Below are 19,697 nucleotides of genomic sequence, written 5' to 3' on the forward strand. Positions count from 1 at the left end.
TTACAGCAGCCCTTCCGCCAGGGGACCCAGCGTGAGAACGGGGAAGAAGACGAGTGCGGTCACCAGGACCGCGGTGCCGACGGTGAGACCGATGAAGAGCGGTCGATGCGTCGGCAGCGTGCCCGCCGTGGCGGGGACCTTGTCCTGCGCGGCCAGCGAACCGGCCAGGGCCAGGACGAGGGCGATCGGCAGGAACCGTCCGAGGAGCATCGCGACACCGAGTGCCGCCGTCAGCCACGGCGTGCTCGCGGTCAGGCCCGCGAAGGCGGATCCGTTGTTGTTCGCTGCGGAGGCGAACGCGTAGATCACCTCGGAGAGGCCGTGCGAACCGCTGTTCGCGAGCGATTCGTCGATGATGCTGCCGCGGAGCGCGGGAATCGCGAAGCTGAGGGCGACGCCCCCGAGCACGAGGATCGGCATCACGAGGATGTACATGCTCGCGAGCTTCATCTCGCGCGGCCCGATCTTCTTCCCGAGGTACTCCGGCGTGCGGCCGACGAGCAAGCCGGCGACGAAGACGGCGATCACGGCGATGATGAGCATCCCGTACAGGCCGGCGCCCACACCACCGGGTGCGATCTCGCCGAGCAGCATGTTGACCATCGGCATCATCCCGCCGAGAGCCGTATAGGAGTCGTGCATCGAGTTCACCGACCCCGTCGAGGTGAGCGTGGTGGTCGACGCGTAGAGCACCGACTGCACGAGCCCGAACCGCGCCTCCTTGCCTTCCATCGCGGCGCCGGCGAGTTCCGGAGCCGAACCGCGGCCCGCGAACTCGAACGCCGCGAGAGCGAAGGTCGACGCGAGGAACAGCGTTCCCATGACGGAGAGGATCGCGTATCCCTGACGGTTGTCGCCGACGATCCTGCCGAATGTCCGCGGCAGGGAGAAGGGGATCAGCAGGATCAGGAAGCACTGCAGCAGGCTCGTCCACGCCGCGGGGTTCTCGAAGGGGTGGGATGCGTTCGCGTTGTAGAAGCCGCCGCCGTTCGTGCCGATCTCCTTGATCGCCTCCTGAGAGGCGACGGGACCACCGGGGATCGTCTGCGTGCCACCGGAGACCGTGCTCACATCGACGTAGCCGTTGAAGTTCTGCACGACGCCGCCGGCGATCAGGACGATCGCCGCGACGATCGACAGCGGGAGCAGGATGCGGAAGGTACCGCGGACGAGGTCGACCCAGAAGTTGCCGATGACGCCGGATCGACGGTATGCGAAGCCGCGCACGAGCGCGATCGCGACGGCGATTCCGGTCGCTGCCGACACGAAGTTCTGCACCGCGAGACCGGCGAACTGCACGGTGTACGACAGCGCCTCACCCGAATAGGCCTGCCAGTTCGTGTTGGTCACGAAGGAGATCGCGGTGTTGAACGCCACCCCCGACTCGACGTTCTCGTTGCCGAGGGCGTACGGCAGCCACTGCTGCGTACGCTGGAGCGCGAAGAGCAGCAGGACGCCCACGATCGAGAAGGAGAGAACCGAACGCAGATATGCCTGCCAGGACTGCTCGCGCTTCGGGTCGACGCCGATGACTTTGTAGATGCCGCGCTCGACACCCCAGTCCTTCGTCGTCGTGAAGGTCCAGGCCATGTAGTCGCCGACGGGCCTGTAGACGAGGGCGAGGGCGAGGGCGAGGGTGGCGACGCTCGCGATGAGGAAGCCCCACTCCATCAGAAACGCTCCGGCTTCACGAGGGCGAACACCAGGTAGACGACAGCAGCGACGCCGAGCACGGTCGCGAGAAGCTCGAACACGATCACAGCTTCTCCACCGCCTTCCCGACGAGGCCGACGGTCACGAACAGGACGATCACGCCCAGCACGTAGACGAGGTCAAGCACAGAGAGCTCCATTCAGGCTGCGGCGATCGCCGGGCGGCGACCGCGCGTCTCGAGGACGCAACACCCGATACAACACCCCTCGGTGCCCCTGCTTTGACCGCCCTTACGGAACCCATACGACGATCCCGGCGACCCTCACGGGGCGCTCACAGGATCGTCGGATCGCCGCCTCCTCGTCCTCCACCGGGAGAGCGCTCCTCGCGTCGACGACGCGAGGAGCGGGAGGGGGAGGCGAGCTCGAGGCTCAGTCGCTCAGCACTGCGGAGAGGAAGTCCCTCGTGCGCTGCTCGCGCGGCGCGGAGAACATCGTCTCGGGGTCGGCCTCCTCGACGATGCTGCCCTGATCGAACATCAGCACGCGGTTCGAGACGTCCCGGGCGAACTGCATCTCGTGGGTGACGATGAGCATGGTGATGTCGGTCGTCTCGGCGACGTCGCGCAGCACGCCGAGCACCTCCCCCACGATCTCGGGATCCAGAGCGCTGGTGACCTCGTCCAGCAGCAGGATCTCCGGGTCCATCGCGAGCGCACGGGCGATGGCGACCCGCTGCTGCTGGCCACCCGAGAGCTGCAGCGGATGGGCGTCGGCCTTGTCCGCGAGGCCGACCTTCTGCAGCAGGTCGGTGGCCTTCGCGGTGGCCGCCGCCTTCGACATGCCGAGCACGTGCACGGGGGCCTCGATGAGGTTCTCCATCACGGTCATGTTCGGGAACAGGTTGAACTGCTGGAAGACCATGCCGATGCGCTTGCGCACCTCGTTGCGGTGCTTCTCCCGCAACGGCACCCGCTTGCCGCCGCGTTCGACGTGCGTGAGCGGCTCCCCGTCGATGAAGATGTATCCGCCGTCGGCCTCTTCCAGCGTCATCACCAGACGGAGGATCGTGGTCTTGCCCGAACCGCTCGGTCCGATGAGCGTGACCCGGTCGCCCTGCTGCACGTCGAAGGTGAGGCCGTCGAGCACGACGTGGTCGCCGTAGCGCTTGTGCACCGCGTCGAAGCGGATGGCGGGACGGGAGTTCTCAGGAGGCGTATTCAAGGCGCTTCTCCAATCTGCGGACGAGGACGGATGCGGGGTAGCTGGCGAGGAAGAAGATCACACCGGCGAGCGTGATGGGCTCGAGGTAGCGGAAGCTGTTCCCGCCGAACTCCAGGGCGTTGCTGACCATGTCCGCCACGGTGATGGCGATGAGGAACGGGGTGTCCTTCAGCATCGAGATCACGTAGTTGCCCAGGGAGGGGACGGTCGCCCTGATCGCCTGCGGGAGCACCACGGCGGTCCAGGTGCGCGGGCGAGACATGCTCAGGGCGGTGGCAGCCTCCCACTGCCCGCGCGGGACGGACTCGATGCCAGCACGGTAGACCTCGGCCATGTAGGTCGCGTAGTGGATGCCGAACACCGCGATGCCGATGGTCAGCGGATCCACGGTCACCAGCGCGAAGTAGGCGAAGAGCAGCTGGATGACGATCGGGGTCATCCGGATGAAGTTCACCAGGAAGCCGACGCTCGCAGCGACGGGTCGAGGGGCACTGCGGCGCACGACGGCGATCACGAGGCCGAGCACGGCGGCGATCGCGCTCCCGGCCAGGGTGACGACGAGGGTGACCGTGAAGAAGCCCTCGAGCAGGTGCGGGAGCGCCGCCCAGGCGGTGTCCCAGCTCCAGACGGGTCCGTTCATGCGGCGGTCTCCCCTCGGGTGACGGGCGAGCGGAAGCGCAGGGTCTCGGCCAGCGACTCCCCGCGCCCGAGCTTGTGCTTCGCGCGCACCTCCAGGGCGTTCATCACGAGGGTCAGCGCGTAGGCGATCACGAAGTAGAGCACCATGCCGACGACGCCGTAGAAGAAGGTGTCGGTCTGGATGCGGAGGCGGTCCAGCGCCACGGTCAGGTCGATGAGCGTGATGAACCCGACGATCGCGGTGCCCTTGAGCAACTGGATGAGCAGATTCGTCAGAGAGGGGATCATGAGCGCCCAGGCCTGCGGGAAGATGACCCGGCGCATCCGGTGTGCAGGGGTCATGCTCAAGGCGGTGGTCGCCTCCCACTGCCCGGTGGGGACGGAGTTGATCGAGCCGCGGATGACCTCCGCACCGTAGGCACCGTAGTTGAGGCCGAGGCCGAGGATGCCACACGCGATCGGGGAGATCGAGACGCCGAGCTGGGGCAGCACGAAGAAGAGGAAGAACAGCTGCACGACCAGGGAAGTGCCTCGGAAGAACTCGATGATCACCCGCGAGGTGCCCCGGATGACGATGTTCTCGGCACGGACCGAGAGGCCGAGCACCACCGCGACGATGAGCGCGAGGAGGGCCCCGCCCACGGTCAGCGTGAGCGTGACGAGCACGCCGCCGCCGATCGCGGGCAGAGCCGCCCACAACGCGGACAGATTGTCCATTCGCCGGTGGCCTCAGCCGAGCTCGCCCGCGCAGAGCTGGGCGGTCGTCAGGTCGGACGGCGGGAGGTTCTCCGCGGTGAAGCCGTACTCCCCGACGAGGTCGAGGTAGGCCTGCTCGTCGCCCGTGATGGAGGCGAGCTGCTCGTTGTATGCGTCGAGGAGCTCCGTGTCGCCGGTGCGGAACACGGTCGACCCGGCACCGATCTGCGGCACGCCGTCGATCTCCTGGACGAACGCCTCGGTCGTCTCGACGCCGGCGTCCGGGTTGTTGTCCGCCATCCAGTTCAGCGAGATCGCCGTCATCGCGAAGGCGTCGGCGCGCCCGTTGGCGACGAGGTCCATGCCGGACTGCGCGTTGTCCACCGACACCGTGTTCGAGATGCCGAGCTTCTCGGCGTATCCGCTCTCGATCCCTCCACCGAGCACGGCGAGCGTGACGTCGGGGTCGTCGACGACCGAGTCGAGGTCGGTGAGACCGCGCGGGTTGCCCTCGGGCACCATCAGCGTGGTGGTGTACATGATCTCGGGATCGCTGAACGCCGCCTCCTCGCAGCGCTCGGGCAGGATCGACATCCCGGCGCTGATCGCGTCGAAGCGGCCGGCCTTGAGTCCGGGGATCAGCGAGTTCCAGTCGACCTCGACCACCTCGACGTCGTCGATCCCCATGTTCGAGAAGATCTCGCGGTGCATGGCGATGGTCGCGCCGGTGGGCTCGCCGCCCTCGACCCACGAGTACGGACGCTCGTCGGCGATCGCGACGGTGATCTTCCCGTCGTTCTGCAGCTGCTCGAGCGTCGAGCCGCTCTCCTCGTCCGTGCCGGACGACGAGCAGGCGGCCAGAGTCACGACGAGCGCGGCGGAGGCCGCGACGGCGCCGGCGCGCAGATGAATTCGGGTGGAGGGCATACGGTTCCTCTTTCGATATCGGGCGTGCGGTTGGGCGGGCGAGACCGTTCTCCGGTCCCGGGCCGACGGCCACGTTATGCCGGATCGACCGTTTGTGCACATTCAGACTGTCGGATTGTCTACATTTATACAAACTCGTTATGGTGGGGTGCCCGGCCCGTGCGGACACGTGTCGGGCGCCGACACGCGTCGGATGCAGAATGGAGTCACCGACGATCGACTCAGGAGCGCTCATGCCACTCACGCCCGCCCCGAACGGGATGCCCGGCGCGGTCTTCCGCATGGCACGGCCTTCGACGGTCGACCTGATCACGGCCGAACTCCGGTCGGCGATCTTCTCCGGCGCGCTGCCCGTCGGCAGCCCCCTGGGCGAGGTGGACATCGCCGCGAAACTCGGCGTGAGCCGCGGTCCCCTGCGCGAGGCGGCGCAGCGACTCGTGCAGGAGGGTGCACTGACAGCACTTCCGGGTCGGGGCCTGCGCGTGAGCGTGATCCCGGTCGACGGCATCGCCGACCTCTACACCGAGCGTCGGGCCGTGGAGTGCGAAGCCGTGCGCCTCATCGTGAAGAACCGGCTTCCGGCGGCGGAGCAGCTCGAGAGCGCGTTGGCCGAGCTGAGGCAGGCGAGCACCCGCGCGGACGCACTCGGCATCGGCGACGCGGACATCGCGTTCCATCAGGCCCTCGTGAACGCCGCGCAGAGCCCTCGGCTCTCCCGCGCGATGATGACGCTCGCGCTCCAGACGCGGATCGCGAGCTTCAGTGCCGACGAAGGTTATGCGGTGCCCGCCTCCGTCTCGCCCACCTATCAGGCGTTGATCGATGCGCTGTCGCACCACGACGCACCGGGCGCACTGGCCGCGCTCGACGAGCAGTTCGACGATGCGGTCGCGCGCCTCACGGGCCGGCGCGATGTCGAGACCGTGGAGACGGGTGCGATCCTGGCACCGCCCACGCTCAGCAGGATCGACGTGGCCGACGCCTGACCGGCACCTTCCACACGGAGACATTTCCATTCACGTGAATCCACCCCGGTCGTGAAGGCGTAGGGTGGAAGGAAGGACGGACCGTCCGAGAAGATCTCCCGGCACCGTGCCCGCCCGGAAGTGGAGTCTCTCGTGGCTCAGTACGACGTCTCGAACCGCTCGGCGATCGTGACGGGAGCAGGCAGCGGAATCGGACGCTCGACCGCTCTCCTGCTGGCGAAGAACGGGGCAGCGGTCGTGGTCAACGACCTGAATGCCGAGCACGCGAACGCGGTCGTCGAGGAGATCCGCGCGGCCGGTGGCACGGCGGAGGCCTCCGTGGGGGATGCGACGGACGCCGCCTGGATCGCCTCCTCCATCGAGACCGCCAACTCCCTGGCTCCGCTGCGCATCGGGGTCAACAACGCCGGCATCGGCGGCGCGAGCGCCCCGACCGCGGAGTACGAGGACGACGCCTGGGACAAGGTCATCGCGATCAACCTCAACGCCGTGTTCCGGAACATGAAGGCGCAGATCCCGTCGATCCTCGCGAACGGCGGCGGATCGGTCGTGAACATCGCCTCGATCCTGGGAAGCGTCGGGTTCGCCGGCTCGCCCGCCTACGTCACCGCCAAGCACGGCGTGGTCGGCATGACCAAGTCGGCAGCGCTCGAGTACTCGGCGAAGGGGGTGCGCGTGAACTCGGTGGGCCCCGGCTTCATCGACACCCCGCTGCTCGCGAACATGGGCGACGAGGCGAAGGAGTTCCTCGTGAGCAAGCACCCGATCGGCCGACTGGGCCAGGCCGACGAGGTCGCGAACCTCATCGCGTTCCTCGCCAGTGACGCCGCGAGCTTCATCACCGGCAGCTACCACCTCGTCGACGGCGGATACACCGCCCTCTGAGCGAAGGGCATCCGGCCGCCAGGACCCGATTCCGGGCGGCCGGATGCCAAGAGTGGCGATGTCGTCACCCCCCGGTGACACCGCCACACACCTCCGTCCGGTCTTCGCGCTGCTTTGCCCAGGAGCGCGAAGACGACGGAGGCGAGCTTTCAGGCGACCGCGTGCATCGGCGCCGCAGACGGCAACGACGCGGCGAAGTCGGGATCCGTGAGGTCCAGCCCGTTCGCCGAACTCGCGGCAGCCATCATCTTCACCAGCAACGGCCGCTGGAGCTCACGCTCGTCGTCCACCACGAAGCGCACCGGAATCGACGCGTGCATCCACAGGGTCTCGATGGTCGATTCCGTCGTACGCAGCGTGAGCGGGAAGGACTCGCCCCGGCGGAGCTTCGTCACGGCGACGAGTCGGAGATGCGCGAGCAGCGGGTCGTCGATCTCGATGACCTTCGATTCTCCGGCGTAGCTGAGCAGACCCATGACGTCCCCTTCCCGTATTTCGTACAGGAATTAGATTACTAGTTTAACTAGCTAAATGGAAGTCGGGCCTATTCGATGCCTTCGAGCTCGCGGGCGAGGCGCCGCAGGAACAGCGAGATCGCGGCGAGCTGCTCGGGTGCGAACTCCCTCTCCACCCGCTCGATGCGGCGAGAGATCTCGTCGGCAGGAGAGTGCAGATCGCGAAGAGACGGACGGATGATCTTCGAACGCGCGTCGTCCGGATGGACGGCCACGACCACCTGACCGCGCTCGGCGAGCCGGCGCACGACGGAGGTGACGGCCGCCGTGCTCACCCCGAGCTGAGCGGCCAGCTCGCCGGGCGTGACCGGGGCATCGACCGGAGCCGACGCGATGATGCGCATGGCCGAGCGATCCGTCTCATTGGGTTGACGCGCTGCCGCCAGCCGTCGACGCAGCTGAGCCTCGGCCCGCCGGAACTCTTCGACATCGCGGGCGAGCTCCGATGCCACGACGTCCAGACCATTCCCCATTGCGCACCTCCCCCACGGCCCAGGTGCCCATGTTACCTCGGCAGCCTTATTACCTGACGAACTAGGGAATTCGGTCGTCGCCGGCACCCTCCCACGATGAGAGGATTGACTCACCGCGCGAAAGGAACCCATGGTCGACCCGGTCACCCTCGAGGACGAGAAGTTCATCGGCTATGCGAGCCTGCTCGAGCACCTGCAGAGCCGGTTCCCCGGGATTCCTCGCGACAGGATCGAGCAGATCATCGTGGCGGAGAACGACGCGATCACCGGCGGGTTCCTGCTCGTGGTCCCCGTCGGCGTCGCCGCGGGAGCGGTGGAGATGCTCGAACGGGAGTCCCTCCCCGAGGCCGACGGAGAGGTGGTGGCGTCATGAGCGAGCCCCAGGAGTACACGCGCTCCGGATACTGGTACCCCGACGGCGGGAACATCAGCACCGTCGACGTGCTGAACATGCTGCGGCGCTACCGGGCGGCCGAGACCGCGATGCGCGCACGCACCCGCGCATCGATGGGAATGAACGAGACCGACCTGATGGCACTGCGCTTCCTGCTCCGGGAGCAGCGGGCGGGCCGCATCGTCCGCCCGATCGACATCGCGAAGATGCTCGACATCTCCACGGCTTCGACGACCACTCTCATCGACCGGCTCGAGAAGGGCGGACACGTCCGACGCGAACCCCACCCCACCGACCGCCGCGCGGGAGTCGTGGTGCCGACCGTGAGCAGCGACGAAGAGGTCCGCGCGACCCTCGGTGCCATGCATCGACGCATGCTCGCCCTGGTCGACGAGCTGTCCGACGACGAACGTGCGGTGGTCACGCGGTTCCTCGCCGGCATGACGGCGGCGATCGAAGAGGCCTCCGACCTCGACCAGGAGCTGCGCGACGCCATCCGCGACGAGAAGGACACGGGCCCCGCGCGCTGACCCGCCGTCGCCGCCCGCCCGACACTCAACCCCGCCGACACGCCAGATGTCGGACGCGCCTGCCCGAAGCATCCGACATCTGGCGTTTCGTCCGCGGGGAAGGTGGCCCGACAGCCCGACAGCCCGACAGCCCGAGCGCCTACAGCCCCTCCGCGATCTCCTTGATCGCGGCGAGGCGGCGGTCCCACTCGCGCCCGATCACGTCGAGCTTCGCAGCGGTGGCGGAGAGCTCGGCGCCGACGACGCGGAAGCGCACCTCGCGGCCGACCCGCACGGGCTCGACGAGACCGACCTCCTGCAAGACGGCGAGATGCTTCGCGATCGCCTGACGGGACACCGGAAGGCGCCCGGCGAGAGCGGATGCCGACGCCTCCGCCTCCCCGAGCTCCGTCAGGATGCGCCAGCGCGTCTCGTCCGCGAGCGCCGAGAGCATGGGCAGGAGGGTTGCTGCGGTCATGCTTCGCCTTCCACCAGGGTGACCATCTTGTCCAGCTCCAGGTCCCAGCCCGTGCGGTGCGACTCCAGGTTGGCGCGCGGGTCGGACGTGCGCTCGAAGCCGCTCTCGACGACCGTGAGGCGCGTGCCACCCTCGGCCTCTTCGAGCGTGAAGGTGAAGACCGTCGAGGTGGTCTCGTCGATGCTGTCGGGCAATGCACCGAGGGCGTCGTCGTTGTTCCAGCGGTAGGTGATGCGCCGCGGCTCGTCGTACTCCTCGATCCGCAGGGGGATCACGTCGTAGTCGGGGAAGGTCATCGTGCCGGTCGCGCCGACCCCGGTGCCGTCGAGCACGGTGCGCCCGAACCACCGGGAGATGTGCTCCGGCTCGGCCACAGCCCGCCAGACCTTGTCGGCGGGTGCTGCGATCAGGATGGTCCGCCGAACGGAGAAGGTCTCCTCGTCGACGACGGATGCCTCGTTGTGGGTCATGTTCACCATGATGGTTCCTTTCGGCGTTTCCTGCAGGTTCCGTCGGCCGGTCGGCCGACTGCAACTTCAGAGTTGCATGTTGCGGGGCGGAAACGCAACCCTTGCGTTGCAATAGGGGCTTGTGCCCGTACCGGTCGCCACGACGCCCCGCAACCCCGTTCCACCGGACGCGGGGGCGACCTACGCTCGACCTATGCCCGAACTCACCCACCCCACCGGCCGTGAAGAGGCGTTGCGCGCCGCACCCCGCGACGACGGCTCCGCCCCGCGCGCCCTCGTGCTCGGGGCGACCGGCTACATCGGCGGACGCCTGACCCCGCGGCTGCTGAACGCGGGCTACCGGGTGCGGGTCCTGGCGCGTGACGCCGCGCGCGCGGCCTCCTTCCCCTGGGGCGGCGACTGCGAGATCGTCGAAGGCTCGGCGGATGATGCGGATGCCGTGGCCACGGCCATGGACGACGTCGACGTCGTGTACTACCTGATCCACTCGATGTCCGCCGGCAAGGGCTTCGAGGAGAGCGATGAGCGGGCGGCGACGACGGTGGCCGAGGCCGCAGCGCGGGCAGATGTGGGCCGGATCGTGTACCTCGGCGGACTGCACCCCGACGACGCGAAGCTATCGCCGCACCTGCGCTCGCGTGTGCGCGTGGGGGAGATCTTCCTGCGGTCCGGCGTGCCGACGCTCGTACTGCAGGCGGGCGTCGTGATCGGCTCGGGGTCGGCGTCGTTCGAGATGATCCGCCACCTCACCGATGTGCTGCCGTACATGCCGGCGCCGAAGTGGGTGCGAAACCGCATCCAGCCGATCGCCGTCCGCGATGTGCTGCACTACCTGCTCGGGGCAGCGCGCGTCGACGCCGATGTGAACCGCGCCGTCGACATCGGCGGGACGGACGTGCTGCGCTACGGGCAGATGATGAACGGCTACGCCGTCGAAGCCGGGCTCCGGCAGCGCGCCATCGCCGCCCTCCCCGTGCTCACGCCGGGGCTCGCTTCGCACTGGGTGAACCTGGTGACGCCGGTGCCGCGCTCGATCGCCCGTCCGCTCGTGGCATCGCTGCAGAACGAGTGCATCATGAAGGACCACGCGGTCGACGAGCTCATCCCGCGGCCCGAAGACGGCTTGACCCCGTATCGGCGTGCGGTCGACCTCGCGCTCGGACGGGTGCGCGGTGACAGCATCGAGACCAGCTGGCAGGACTCGGAAGTGTCGGGCGCGCCCAGTGACCCGCTGCCGAGCGACCCGGACTGGGCCGGACGCACGGTGTTCACGGATTCGCGGTCCGTCGCCACCCGCGCCTCCGCGGCAGAGCTGTGGCGCGTGATCCTGGGCATCGGCGGCGAGAACGGCTGGTACTCCTCCCCACTGCTCTGGGCGGTGCGGGGGTTCATGGACCGGATCGTGGGTGGCGTGGGCCTGCGTCGCGGCCGCCGGAGCCGCACCGCGGCGAGGGTCGGCGACGCGATCGACTTCTGGCGCGTCGAAGCGGTCGAGAGGACCGAGGCCGAATCCCTGCTGCGCCTCCGCGCCGAGATGAAGGTGCCCGGCGAGGCCTGGCTCGAGCTGCGTGCGGTGCCGGACGGCGAAGGCGCGCGCTACGAGCAGCGCGCGATCTTCTTCCCCCGCGGACTGAGCGGACGCCTGTACTGGCTCGCCGTGCTGCCCTTCCACGGGCTGATCTTCGCCGGGATGGCCGCCCGCATCACCGCTGCCGCCGAGGAGGCGTCCTAGCGGATCAGTCCGTGCGGGGCTGGTCCGGGGCAGCCGTCGGGTCCGGGGCGGCCGTCGGGTCCGTGATCGACGCATCGACGACCGCATCCACCTCGGCGGGCGGGATGATGTCGATCGCCTCGGTCGCGGCCTCGTACACCTCGGCGAGCGTCTCGTCGACGGTCGACTCGTCGATCCAGTCGAGGTCGTCCTCGGAGTGGTCGTACTCGACCGGCACGAGCGCGAAGTCGTCGCCGTACTCCTCGAGACCGGCCATGACGCTGTGCCGGACGGCCGCGCGGGCATAACGCTCACGAAGGATCAGCGGATCGCGTCGAAGATCCTTCATGAAGGCGATCATCATGAACCCCATGATGATCGCGAAAGGCAGCGCGGCGATGATCGTGACGTTCTGCAGCGATCGCAGACCACTGCCCTCCTCGCCGATGACGAGCAGCACGGCGGCGATCGCTCCGACCAGCACACCCCACACGACGGCGACCCAGCGCGACGGCTCCGGCCTGCCCTGCTGAGACAGCGTGCCCATGACGAGGGAGGCCGAATCCGCTCCCGTGACGAAGAAGATGGCGATCAGCACGATGAGGATGATGCTCGTGATGAGCGAGAACGGCAGGTTCTCGAGCACGCCGAACAGGACTTCCTCCGGCGGGTCGACCGTGAGGTTCGCGCCGTCCATCTGCTGCTGGATCGCCGTGGTGCCGAAGATCGCGAACCAGACGAGAGAGATGGCCGACGGCACCACGATCACGACGGAGACGAACTGACGAAGGCTGCGCCCGCGCGAGATCTTGGCGATGAACATGCCGACGAACGGCGACCAGGAGATCCACCACGCCCAGTAGAAGATCGTCCAGCCCGACAGGAACGTCTCAGCCGCTTCGCCCTGCGATGCCGAGCGGCCGATCATCTGCGGGAGGTCGCCGATGAACTGCACGGCGACCGACGGGATCACGTTGAGGATGAGCAGCGTCGGCCCCACGAAGAACACGAAGAAGGCGAGCAGGAGCGCGACGACCGCGTTGATGTTCGACAGCGCGCGGATGCCCTTCGAGACCCCCGAGACGGCCGACGCGATGAAGCAGGCCGTGAGCACGGCGATCACGGCGATCAGGACCCCGTTGCCGAGCGGACCTGCGCCGCTGACGATCTCGACGCCGTGGCCGATCTGCAGAGCGCCCAGCCCCAGCGACGCTGCCGTGCCGAACAGCGTGACGATGATCGAGAAGACGTCGATCGTGCGGCCGAGCGGACCGGTCGTGCGCCCCTCGCCGAGCAGCGGCGCGAAGATCGAGGAGATGAGGGGCGTGCGGCCGCGGCGATAGGCGCCGTAGGCGATCGCCCCACCGACGAGCGCATAGAACGCCCAGGCCTGCGGGCCCCAGTGATACAGCACCTGCGTCTGCGCGGTGTGCATGGCGTCGAGGGTATTCGCCTCGACCGTGCCCGGCGGCGGGCTCTCGAAGAAGGTGAGCGGCTCGGCGGCACCCCAGAACACGAGGCCGATGCCCATCCCGGCGGCGAAGAGCATCGAGATCCAGGAGAACATCGAGTACTCGGGCTCTTCGTCGTCGCGCCCGAGCGGGATGCGCCCGTAGCGGCTGAAGCCGATGAACAGCATGAACACCAGAATGACGGTGGCGATGGTGGTGAAGAAGAATCCGAAGTACTGGACGACCCAGTCGAGGACCGTGCGGGTGGTGCCGGCGAGGTTGTCGCCCGCGAACACGCCCCAGGCGATGAAGGCGAGGGTCAGGGTCGCCGCCACGCCGAACACGAGCGGGTCGGTGCGGTACGTGCGACCGGTCTCCTCGACCGAGACGCCCGGGACGAGCGCCGGATGGACGCTGCGCGGGGGGACCGCCGCGATGTCGCGGACGATCTTCTTGGCGGTCTCGGTGGCTTTGGCCGGCAGTCGGTTCACGCCCGTGCCGACGGCGCCTGTCCGGGTGCTCGGAGGGGTCTTTCCTGCGGAGCGTTCATCGGGCTTCTCGTCAGGGGTCTCCATGGCATCCCATCCTGTCACGCGCGGCGCCGCCCCCTCATTGTGCGATATGCCGGAACATCCGCCCGATCCCCGGCGCGCCGGGCCTCCGGGGGCGCGAGTGCATGCTCGACGGTGCGGGTTTCTCGGGCGTGCCGCGCCTACCGCGGGCCCCGTCGGCCGACGCCGGCGAACAGGGAGTGCAGCAGGGGGAGCGCCGAGACGCAGATCAGTGTGATGCCCAGCGCGGGCACCGCCGGCACGAGCAGTGCACCGCCGATGAGCATCGCCGCGAAGAGCACGCCCGAGGCGATCCGCCGGGCGATGCCCTCGAGCCGATCGAGGCGGCGTTCCAGGCGCGAAGTGTCGAACGAGACGGTGCCGTCGTCGACGCGGGTGATGATGTCGTCGATGCGCTTCGGCAGGCGCCAGGTCGTGTTCATCGTGTCCATCGCCTGGCTCGCGAACGCCTGCACGATGTTGCCGCTCTCGTCGCGCAGCAGACGGCCGGCGTAGGGTTCGGCGGCGTCCCAGACGTTGAACGCGGGGTCGAGGCTGCTGCACATGCCCGAGGTCAGCGAGACGGCGCGGATCAGCAGCAGCATGTTCTCGGGCAGTTGCAGCGGGAGCGAGCGCACCATGTCGCCGAACTCCTCCGCGAAGTCACGGAACTCGCGGGGGTCGACCTTGCTGAGCTCGGCGAAACCCATGCCCCCGAACCGGGCGAACAGGGCGGTGAGGGCGCGTTCGAGTTCGCGGGTGTCGGCGGAGGGCAACAGGACCCCGATCTCCTGGGCCGCCGCGACGAGGCCCCGGCTGTCGCGGCCGGTGACCGCGATCAGGAGGGTGCGCAGGCCGTCGCGGAGGCTCGCCGGGATCTCGGCCATCATGCCGAAGTCGATGAACGTGAGCCGGAAGCCGCCGGGCGTCGCATCTGTCGTATCCGCCGTCGGCGTGGTCGGCGGGGTCGGAGAGGTCGGCGTGACGAAGATGTTGCCGGGGTGCGGATCGGCGTGCACGAAACTGTGCGTGAAGACCTGGTCGAACATGACCTCGGCGAACACCTCGGCGACCTGGGCGGGGTCGATGCCGGCGGCCCGCAGCGCATCCGTGTCGTTGATCTTGATGGCGGTGACGTCGGACAGCGTGAGCACGCGGCGGGTCGATCGCTCCCACACGATCTCCGGCATGCCGACCCGGGGGTCGTCGGCGAAGTTCTCGCGGAACCGTTCGGCGCTCGCGGCTTCGTGCAGGTAGTCGATCTCCTCGCGGCTGGTCTCGGCGAACTCCTCGACGAGCGCGGGCGCGTCGACGCGGTCGGCGACGAGGCGCACGCGGGTCAGCCAGCGTGCGACCCGACGGAGCGCCGCGAGGTCGACGGCGACGATCTCGTCGATCCCGGGGCGCTGCACCTTGACCACGACGTCTTCGAGGCCGGTGTCGGCCGCGTCGAGTGCGGAGAGTCGGGCACGGTGCACCTGGCCGAGTGAGGCCGCCGCGACCGGGGTGTCGTCGAACCAGGCGTAGGCGCGTTCAAGCGGGATGCCCAGTTCGGCCTCGGCGAGCGCGCGGATCGCCGAGGTGGGGACGGCGGGGACTTCGTCCTGCAGCCCTTCGAGCTCCTTGGTGATCTCCGGAGGGAGCACGTCGAGGCGCGACGACATGAACTGTCCGACCTTGATCATGAGTCCGCCGAGTTCCACGGCGAGCGTGTGGAAGCGGCGCGCGAACGTCTGCATCCGTGGCCCGCGTGTGCGCTCGGCGACCCTGCTCATGCCGAGGCGCGGGAGGACGAGCTCGAACCACCAGATCTTGAGGAACTCCCGGCCGGCGAACGACAGGATGCGGCGGTACCGGGCGCGGTGGGCACCCCGTGCCGCAGCATCCGTCATCGTGTGGCCCTTTCGCAGGTCCTCACTCGATGCCGCCGCACTGCGCGGTCAGTCCTGCGCGAGGATCGAGTACAGCCTACGGCGGGCTTCGTCGAGGACCTCGATCGTCTGCTGCACCTGCTCGGGCGAGCCGCTTCGTCCGACCTGGGCGGCAGCGGCGGCGAGGTCGACGCCCGCCTTCGGGAGTGCGTTGAACCGGGCGCTGTCGCGGTGTCCGTCCTTGCCGGACGACGACTCCCACGGGGCCGGGGTCTCGGAGCTCTCGTCGGCGACGGCGCGACCGGCCTCGGTGAGCGAGTAGGTCTTGCGGCCGTTCTGCTCCTCGGCCTCGATGAGTCCTTCGTCGGCGAGCAGCTGCAGAGTGGGGTACACGGAGCCGGCGCTCGGCTTCCAGGTGCCGCCGCTGCGCTCGGCGATCTCGTTGATGATCTGGTAGCCGTGCATGGGCTTCTCGGCGAGGAGTGAGAGCACGGCGGCGCGGACGTCGCCGCGGGCCATGCGCGAGCCGCCGGACGGGCGGGACTCGAACGACTTGCGGAGCTGGTCCATTGCTTCGACGATCGCGGCGGCGGGCCCGCCGGGGCCTGCGCCGAACCCGGAACCAGATCCGAACCCGGAGGCGGATCCGAACCCGGAGCCGCCGAAGATTCCGCCCGGTCCGCCGGAGCCGCCGTTGTTCCCGGAGCCGCCGTTGCCGCCGAACGGGTTGGAGGGGAATGCGTTGTTCATAATGACCTCCTGCTGTGGTGAACGATACTCAACGATATATCGTTCAGGCTGGAGGTTGGGTGGGAGTTTCCCTGCTGCGCTCGACCAGTGCAGCCCCCAGGAGTGCGGCTCCCGTGAGCGCGGCGTCGATCCCCAACTCCGCCGGCACCACGTGCGCCCGTGACGGCCCGGGCATCGCCGCCTCGCGATAGGACAGTCGAACCTCTGCCACGTAGCTCTCGCCGATCTCGGCCACGCCTCCGCCGACCACGATCGTCCCCACATCGAGCGCGGCGTTGGCGCTGGCCAGTGCCCGTCCGAGGTAGCGCGCGCCGTCGAGGATGATCCGTTCGGCGAGCGCATCCCCACGGGTCGCCGCCGCATGCACCTCACGCAGCGGGAGGAAACCGCCGCTCTCTTCGAGGTACGTCTGCTCCAGACCCGGCCCCGAGGCCACTGCTTCGACGTGCCCGACTCCTCCGCAGGGACAACCACGCTCGGCGAGCTGCGGGGGAAGCGACAGCTCCATGTGCCCGACGGATCCCGCTGTGCCGGTGACGCCGCGACGCAGACCGTCGGGCAGCACGACCGCCCCGCCGACGCCCGTTCCGACGGCGACCATGAGGATCCCGCCGGCGCCTCGTCCTGCCCCCTGTTCAGCCTCGGCGATCCCGGCCGCGTGCACGTCGTTGACCACCGCGACCGGCGCTTCGAGGGCGTCGGCCAGCGCCTCGCGCAGCGCGAATCCGACCCATCCGCTGATCGCGTCCGTCGCCGACGTGATCGAGCCGTCGGGGCCGACGACACCGGCCGTGCCGACTCCGACCGCCTCGACCGCCTCGACCGACACGACCGGCGACAGCCCCCGCACCTCGCGCACAGCCTGCACCACCGCCGAGACCACCGCCGGCCCACCCGCCCGCGACGGGGTGGGAAGCGTACGCACCTCGGTGATCCTCGTCAACCGATCGCGCTCATCGCCCGCGAAACCGGCGACCGCGATCTTCGTGCCGCCGATGTCGACGCCGATGATCATGCGGGACTCCGCACCGCCGGGGTCACCGCGACGAAGCGTCGGGTGATCGCGATCGGATCCGTGATCGCACCGCCGACCACCACGGCGAGCGCACCGGCGTCGAAGGCCGCGCGCACCTGATCGGGAGACTGATACCGCCCTTCGGCGATGGTCGGGACACCCGCCGCCGCCAGCTCCGCGACCAGCTGAAGATCGGGACCCTCCTGATGCGCGGAGTGCGGCGTGTACCCCGACAGCGTCGTACCGACCACCGCCGCCCCTGCCTCCCACGCGCGCATGCCCTCGTCGAAAGTGGAGACGTCGGCCATCACGGGTCGGGCCGTGGCCTCGCCGATCTCGCCCAGCAGGGCGAAGCTCTCGCCCAGCTGCTCGATGGTGGCATCCACGGCGATGATGTCGGCACCGGCCTCGGCGAGGCCCGCGGCCAGAGCGACGTCGGGCGTGATGATGTTGCGCACGCCGTTCCACACCTTGTGCAGTCCGATGATCGGCGCCGACGTCGACGAGCGCATCCGCCGGATGTCGTCCGGGCTGTTCAGACGCAGACCGCTCGCGCCGCCGAGCAATGCCGCGCCAGCGAGCGCGGCGATCACCTCGGTGTCGCGCACCGGGCTCCCGGCCGGCGCCTGCACGGACGCGATGAGACGCCCGGCGATGAGTTCGAGGGGGGCATATGTCATTTGAGAGCTCCTGCGCTGGCACCGCCGATGAAGAACTTCTGGCCGATGAGGAAGATCACCACGGCCGGCAGCGTGAACATGACGCACGCGGCCATCAGCGGCCCCCAGGCGACATCGTTCTCACCGAAGAAGGCGTACAGACCGATCGAAAGCGTATAGGTCGACTGGTCGTTCAGATAGATGAGGGGATTGAGGAAGTCCGTCCACGCCCAGACGAACTGGAAGATCGCGGCGGTCACGATCGCGGGGCGGGCGAGCGGCAGCACGATCGTCGCGTATGTGCGGAACTCGGAGGCACCGTCCAGACGCGCGGCTTCGATCAGCTCATCCGGCACGGCGAGCAGGAACTGACGGATCATGAAAATGAAGAACGGGGTGCCGAGGAACGCGGGGACGATCAGCGGCAGGTACGTGTTCGTCGCCTCGAGTCCGTTCCACACGAGGAACAGCGGGATGAGCGTGACCTGCGGCGGGAGCATCATGGTGGCGAGCACCAGGACGAGCAGCGGACGGGCTCCGGGCCACCGCACCTTCGCGAGCGCGTAGGCCACGAGCGGACACGAGATCACCGTGCCCAGGATGCTCATCCCCGAGACGAACAGCGTGTTGCCGAGGTAGCGCCACACCGGGATCTGTTCGAACGCCTCCGCGAAGTTGTCCATGGTCCAGTCGGCGGGCAGCAGCGACGGCGGCGACGAGAACACATCGCCCGGGGTCTTGAACGCGGTCGACAGCATGACCAGCAGCGGAAACAGGAACAGCAGCGCGAGCAGCGCCACCGACACCTGCTGTCGGATCCTCCGCATCGTGCGGCGCGTCCGACGCGGGCGCTTGCGGATGACGGTGGCGTCAGCGTGTGCCATCGTGCACCCACTTCCTCGAGGTCGCGAGCACGATCAGGCTCACGACCAGCGTGATGATGAACAGCGTCCAGGCCATGGCTGAGGCGTACCCCATCTTCAGGAAGACGAAGGCGTTCTGATACAGGTACATCGCATACGAGAGCATCGACTGCCCGGGCCCTGAACCCGCTTGGTTGAGCCGCTCCTGCGACAGGATGTACGGCTGCGTGAAGATCTGCAGGAAACCGATGATGCTCACGATCACCTGGAACAGGGTGACCGGCGAGACGGTCGGCCAGGTGACGCTGGTGAAGCGGCGCCACATTCCGGCACCGTCGAGTTCGGCGGCTTCGTAGAGTTCCTTCGGAACCTCCTGGAGCGCCGCGAGATAGATGATCATGGTGCCGCCGACGGTCCACAGCGACATCAGGATGATGGCCGGCTTGGTCCATTCGGGCTGCTGCAACCATGCCGGGCCGTCGATGCCGAACCACGACAGGAAGTAGTTGATGAAGCCGTACTGCGCGTTGAGCAGCCAGCGCCAGAGGTAGCCGCCGACGACCACGGGGACGATCGAGGGCAGGTACACGAGCGCGCGGTACAGCGGCTGCCCGCGCACCGGGGTGTTCAGCAGGTGCGCTCCGGCGAGCGCGATGCCGATAGCCAGCGGCACTCCGAAGACCGTCAGGACGGCTGTGTTCGCGAGCGACTTCCAGAACACGCCGTCGTTGAACATCTGGACGTAGTTGGCGAGCCCCACCCATTCCGGAGACTGGAACAGGTTGAAGTCGGTGAAGCTGTAGTACGCCGATGCCGCGATCGGGTAGGCGAAGAGGAAGAGGAAGCCGACGATGAACGGCGCCGCGAAGGCGAGACCGATCAACGTCGACCGGCGGCTGCGCCGACGTCGGGCGCGACCGCCGGGTCCGGCAGGAGTGTCGTCCTGCCGGACCCGCAGTGCTGTTGCAGAGGTCACGT

The 19,697-nt window shown here is 68.5% G+C and carries 22 protein-coding genes; 5 read left to right on the forward strand and 17 right to left on the reverse strand.

The window, feature by feature from the left end:
* The 6 genes from kdpA to ehuB all read right to left on the reverse strand — a co-directional run bounded on the left by kdpA (window position 1) and on the right by ehuB (window position 5,138).
* Window positions 1-1,671: a potassium-transporting ATPase subunit KdpA gene (gene kdpA / locus LVJ59_RS09725; RefSeq protein ID WP_232762848.1), complete on the reverse strand. Its 1,671-nt coding sequence runs from the start codon at window positions 1,669-1,671 to the stop codon at window positions 1-3.
* On the reverse strand, window positions 1,671-1,760 hold the full coding sequence (locus LVJ59_RS09730; protein WP_081996993.1) for a potassium-transporting ATPase subunit F: 90 nt from the start codon (window positions 1,758-1,760) through the stop codon (window positions 1,671-1,673). The genes kdpA and LVJ59_RS09730 overlap by 1 nt, the downstream gene beginning before the upstream one ends.
* Before the next feature lie 324 nt (window positions 1,761-2,084).
* On the reverse strand, window positions 2,085-2,876 hold the full coding sequence (gene ehuA / locus LVJ59_RS09735; RefSeq protein ID WP_081996992.1) for an ectoine/hydroxyectoine ABC transporter ATP-binding protein EhuA: 792 nt from the start codon (window positions 2,874-2,876) through the stop codon (window positions 2,085-2,087).
* Window positions 2,860-3,516, reverse strand: a complete 657-nt coding sequence (ehuD, locus tag LVJ59_RS09740) for an ectoine/hydroxyectoine ABC transporter permease subunit EhuD (RefSeq protein WP_047522808.1) — start codon at window positions 3,514-3,516, stop codon at window positions 2,860-2,862. The genes ehuA and ehuD overlap by 17 nt, the downstream gene beginning before the upstream one ends.
* Entirely contained in the window at window positions 3,513-4,232 is a 720-nt protein-coding gene (locus tag LVJ59_RS09745) for an amino acid ABC transporter permease (protein ID WP_153243373.1), read from the reverse strand. The genes ehuD and LVJ59_RS09745 overlap by 4 nt, the downstream gene beginning before the upstream one ends.
* Window positions 4,233-4,244: 12 nt before the next feature.
* Window positions 4,245-5,138, reverse strand: coding sequence for an ectoine/hydroxyectoine ABC transporter substrate-binding protein EhuB (gene ehuB / locus LVJ59_RS09750; protein WP_232762849.1), 894 nt, complete (start codon window positions 5,136-5,138; stop codon window positions 4,245-4,247).
* A gap of 233 nt (window positions 5,139-5,371) precedes the next feature.
* On the opposite strand from ehuB, the gene LVJ59_RS09755 reads away from it, so the two are divergent.
* Window positions 5,372-6,124 (forward strand): GntR family transcriptional regulator, encoded by a 753-nt coding sequence (locus tag LVJ59_RS09755; protein WP_232762850.1) that lies wholly within the window; start codon window positions 5,372-5,374, stop codon window positions 6,122-6,124.
* 132 nt (window positions 6,125-6,256) lie between these two features.
* Window positions 6,257-7,009 carry an SDR family NAD(P)-dependent oxidoreductase gene (locus LVJ59_RS09760; protein ID WP_134352740.1) on the forward strand — a complete coding sequence of 251 codons (753 nt, stop codon included), beginning with the start codon at window positions 6,257-6,259 and terminating at the stop codon, window positions 7,007-7,009.
* 149 nt (window positions 7,010-7,158) lie between these two features.
* On the opposite strand, the gene LVJ59_RS09765 is transcribed toward LVJ59_RS09760, so the two are convergent.
* Window positions 7,159-7,485, reverse strand: coding sequence for a hypothetical protein (locus LVJ59_RS09765; protein ID WP_131493108.1), 327 nt, complete (start codon window positions 7,483-7,485; stop codon window positions 7,159-7,161).
* 68 nt (window positions 7,486-7,553) lie between these two features.
* Window positions 7,554-7,997: a MarR family winged helix-turn-helix transcriptional regulator gene (locus LVJ59_RS09770; protein WP_131493106.1), complete on the reverse strand. Its 444-nt coding sequence runs from the start codon at window positions 7,995-7,997 to the stop codon at window positions 7,554-7,556.
* 130 nt (window positions 7,998-8,127) lie between these two features.
* On the opposite strand from LVJ59_RS09770, the gene LVJ59_RS09775 reads away from it, so the two are divergent.
* Window positions 8,128-8,370, forward strand: a complete 243-nt coding sequence (locus tag LVJ59_RS09775; protein ID WP_131493104.1) for a hypothetical protein — start codon at window positions 8,128-8,130, stop codon at window positions 8,368-8,370.
* Window positions 8,367-8,921 (forward strand): MarR family winged helix-turn-helix transcriptional regulator, encoded by a 555-nt coding sequence (locus LVJ59_RS09780; RefSeq protein ID WP_232762851.1) that lies wholly within the window; start codon window positions 8,367-8,369, stop codon window positions 8,919-8,921. Before LVJ59_RS09775 ends, LVJ59_RS09780 begins: the two co-directional genes overlap by 4 nt.
* 139 nt (window positions 8,922-9,060) lie before the next feature.
* On the opposite strand, the gene LVJ59_RS09785 is transcribed toward LVJ59_RS09780, so the two are convergent.
* On the reverse strand, window positions 9,061-9,378 hold the full coding sequence (locus LVJ59_RS09785) for a metalloregulator ArsR/SmtB family transcription factor (protein ID WP_232762852.1): 318 nt from the start codon (window positions 9,376-9,378) through the stop codon (window positions 9,061-9,063).
* Window positions 9,375-9,857 carry an SRPBCC domain-containing protein gene (locus LVJ59_RS09790; RefSeq protein ID WP_232762853.1) on the reverse strand — a complete coding sequence of 161 codons (483 nt, stop codon included), beginning with the start codon at window positions 9,855-9,857 and terminating at the stop codon, window positions 9,375-9,377. Before LVJ59_RS09790 ends, LVJ59_RS09785 begins: the two co-directional genes overlap by 4 nt.
* A gap of 184 nt (window positions 9,858-10,041) precedes the next feature.
* On the opposite strand from LVJ59_RS09790, the gene LVJ59_RS09795 reads away from it, so the two are divergent.
* Window positions 10,042-11,580, forward strand: coding sequence for an SDR family oxidoreductase (locus tag LVJ59_RS09795; RefSeq protein ID WP_232762854.1), 1,539 nt, complete (start codon window positions 10,042-10,044; stop codon window positions 11,578-11,580).
* A gap of 4 nt (window positions 11,581-11,584) precedes the next feature.
* On the opposite strand, the gene LVJ59_RS09800 is transcribed toward LVJ59_RS09795, so the two are convergent.
* From LVJ59_RS09800 to LVJ59_RS09830, 7 genes are all read right to left on the reverse strand, one after another.
* The gene (locus tag LVJ59_RS09800; RefSeq protein WP_232762855.1) at window positions 11,585-13,585 is read right to left on the reverse strand and encodes a BCCT family transporter; all 2,001 of its coding nucleotides are present in this window, start codon (window positions 13,583-13,585) and stop codon (window positions 11,585-11,587) included.
* 137 nt (window positions 13,586-13,722) lie between these two features.
* Window positions 13,723-15,453 carry an AarF/ABC1/UbiB kinase family protein gene (locus tag LVJ59_RS09805; RefSeq protein ID WP_232762856.1) on the reverse strand — a complete coding sequence of 577 codons (1,731 nt, stop codon included), beginning with the start codon at window positions 15,451-15,453 and terminating at the stop codon, window positions 13,723-13,725.
* A 48-nt stretch (window positions 15,454-15,501) separates the two neighbouring features.
* The gene (locus tag LVJ59_RS09810) at window positions 15,502-16,182 is read right to left on the reverse strand and encodes a PadR family transcriptional regulator (RefSeq protein ID WP_232762857.1); all 681 of its coding nucleotides are present in this window, start codon (window positions 16,180-16,182) and stop codon (window positions 15,502-15,504) included.
* 43 nt (window positions 16,183-16,225) lie between these two features.
* Window positions 16,226-17,197 (reverse strand): ROK family protein, encoded by a 972-nt coding sequence (locus tag LVJ59_RS09815; protein ID WP_232762858.1) that lies wholly within the window; start codon window positions 17,195-17,197, stop codon window positions 16,226-16,228.
* On the reverse strand, window positions 17,194-17,877 hold the full coding sequence (locus tag LVJ59_RS09820) for a putative N-acetylmannosamine-6-phosphate 2-epimerase (protein ID WP_232762859.1): 684 nt from the start codon (window positions 17,875-17,877) through the stop codon (window positions 17,194-17,196). The genes LVJ59_RS09815 and LVJ59_RS09820 overlap by 4 nt, the downstream gene beginning before the upstream one ends.
* Complete coding sequence (locus LVJ59_RS09825; protein WP_232762860.1) at window positions 17,874-18,740, reverse strand: carbohydrate ABC transporter permease; 867 nt, start codon at window positions 18,738-18,740, stop codon at window positions 17,874-17,876. Before LVJ59_RS09825 ends, LVJ59_RS09820 begins: the two co-directional genes overlap by 4 nt.
* Entirely contained in the window at window positions 18,727-19,695 is a 969-nt protein-coding gene (locus LVJ59_RS09830) for a carbohydrate ABC transporter permease (protein ID WP_232762861.1), read from the reverse strand. The genes LVJ59_RS09825 and LVJ59_RS09830 overlap by 14 nt, the downstream gene beginning before the upstream one ends.
* Between the last annotated feature and the right edge of the window lie 2 nt (window positions 19,696-19,697).

The sequence above is a fragment of the Microbacterium sp. KKR3/1 genome, from assembly GCF_021272365.1.
Lineage (GTDB): Bacteria > Actinomycetota > Actinomycetes > Actinomycetales > Microbacteriaceae > Microbacterium > Microbacterium aurugineum.

Coding starts and splice junctions, on each gene's coding strand:
- kdpA (WP_232762848.1), bottom strand. CDS start 1,671: ATGGAGTGGGGCTTCCTCATCGCGAGCGTCGCCACCCTCGCCCTCGCC.
- ehuD (WP_047522808.1), bottom strand. CDS start 3,516: ATGAACGGACCCGTCTGGAGCTGGGACACCGCCTGGGCGGCGCTCCCG.
- LVJ59_RS09745 (WP_153243373.1), bottom strand. CDS start 4,232: ATGGACAATCTGTCCGCGTTGTGGGCGGCTCTGCCCGCGATCGGCGGC.
- ehuB (WP_232762849.1), bottom strand. CDS start 5,138: ATGCCCTCCACCCGAATTCATCTGCGCGCCGGCGCCGTCGCGGCCTCC.
- LVJ59_RS09755 (WP_232762850.1), top strand. CDS start 5,372: ATGCCACTCACGCCCGCCCCGAACGGGATGCCCGGCGCGGTCTTCCGC.
- LVJ59_RS09765 (WP_131493108.1), bottom strand. CDS start 7,485: ATGGGTCTGCTCAGCTACGCCGGAGAATCGAAGGTCATCGAGATCGAC.
- LVJ59_RS09770 (WP_131493106.1), bottom strand. CDS start 7,997: ATGGGGAATGGTCTGGACGTCGTGGCATCGGAGCTCGCCCGCGATGTC.
- LVJ59_RS09775 (WP_131493104.1), top strand. CDS start 8,128: ATGGTCGACCCGGTCACCCTCGAGGACGAGAAGTTCATCGGCTATGCG.
- LVJ59_RS09780 (WP_232762851.1), top strand. CDS start 8,367: ATGAGCGAGCCCCAGGAGTACACGCGCTCCGGATACTGGTACCCCGAC.
- LVJ59_RS09785 (WP_232762852.1), bottom strand. CDS start 9,378: ATGACCGCAGCAACCCTCCTGCCCATGCTCTCGGCGCTCGCGGACGAG.
- LVJ59_RS09790 (WP_232762853.1), bottom strand. CDS start 9,857: ATGGTGAACATGACCCACAACGAGGCATCCGTCGTCGACGAGGAGACC.
- LVJ59_RS09795 (WP_232762854.1), top strand. CDS start 10,042: ATGCCCGAACTCACCCACCCCACCGGCCGTGAAGAGGCGTTGCGCGCC.
- LVJ59_RS09800 (WP_232762855.1), bottom strand. CDS start 13,585: ATGGAGACCCCTGACGAGAAGCCCGATGAACGCTCCGCAGGAAAGACC.
- LVJ59_RS09805 (WP_232762856.1), bottom strand. CDS start 15,453: ATGACGGATGCTGCGGCACGGGGTGCCCACCGCGCCCGGTACCGCCGC.
- LVJ59_RS09810 (WP_232762857.1), bottom strand. CDS start 16,182: ATGAACAACGCATTCCCCTCCAACCCGTTCGGCGGCAACGGCGGCTCC.
- LVJ59_RS09815 (WP_232762858.1), bottom strand. CDS start 17,197: ATGATCATCGGCGTCGACATCGGCGGCACGAAGATCGCGGTCGCCGGT.
- LVJ59_RS09820 (WP_232762859.1), bottom strand. CDS start 17,877: ATGACATATGCCCCCCTCGAACTCATCGCCGGGCGTCTCATCGCGTCC.
- LVJ59_RS09825 (WP_232762860.1), bottom strand. CDS start 18,740: ATGGCACACGCTGACGCCACCGTCATCCGCAAGCGCCCGCGTCGGACG.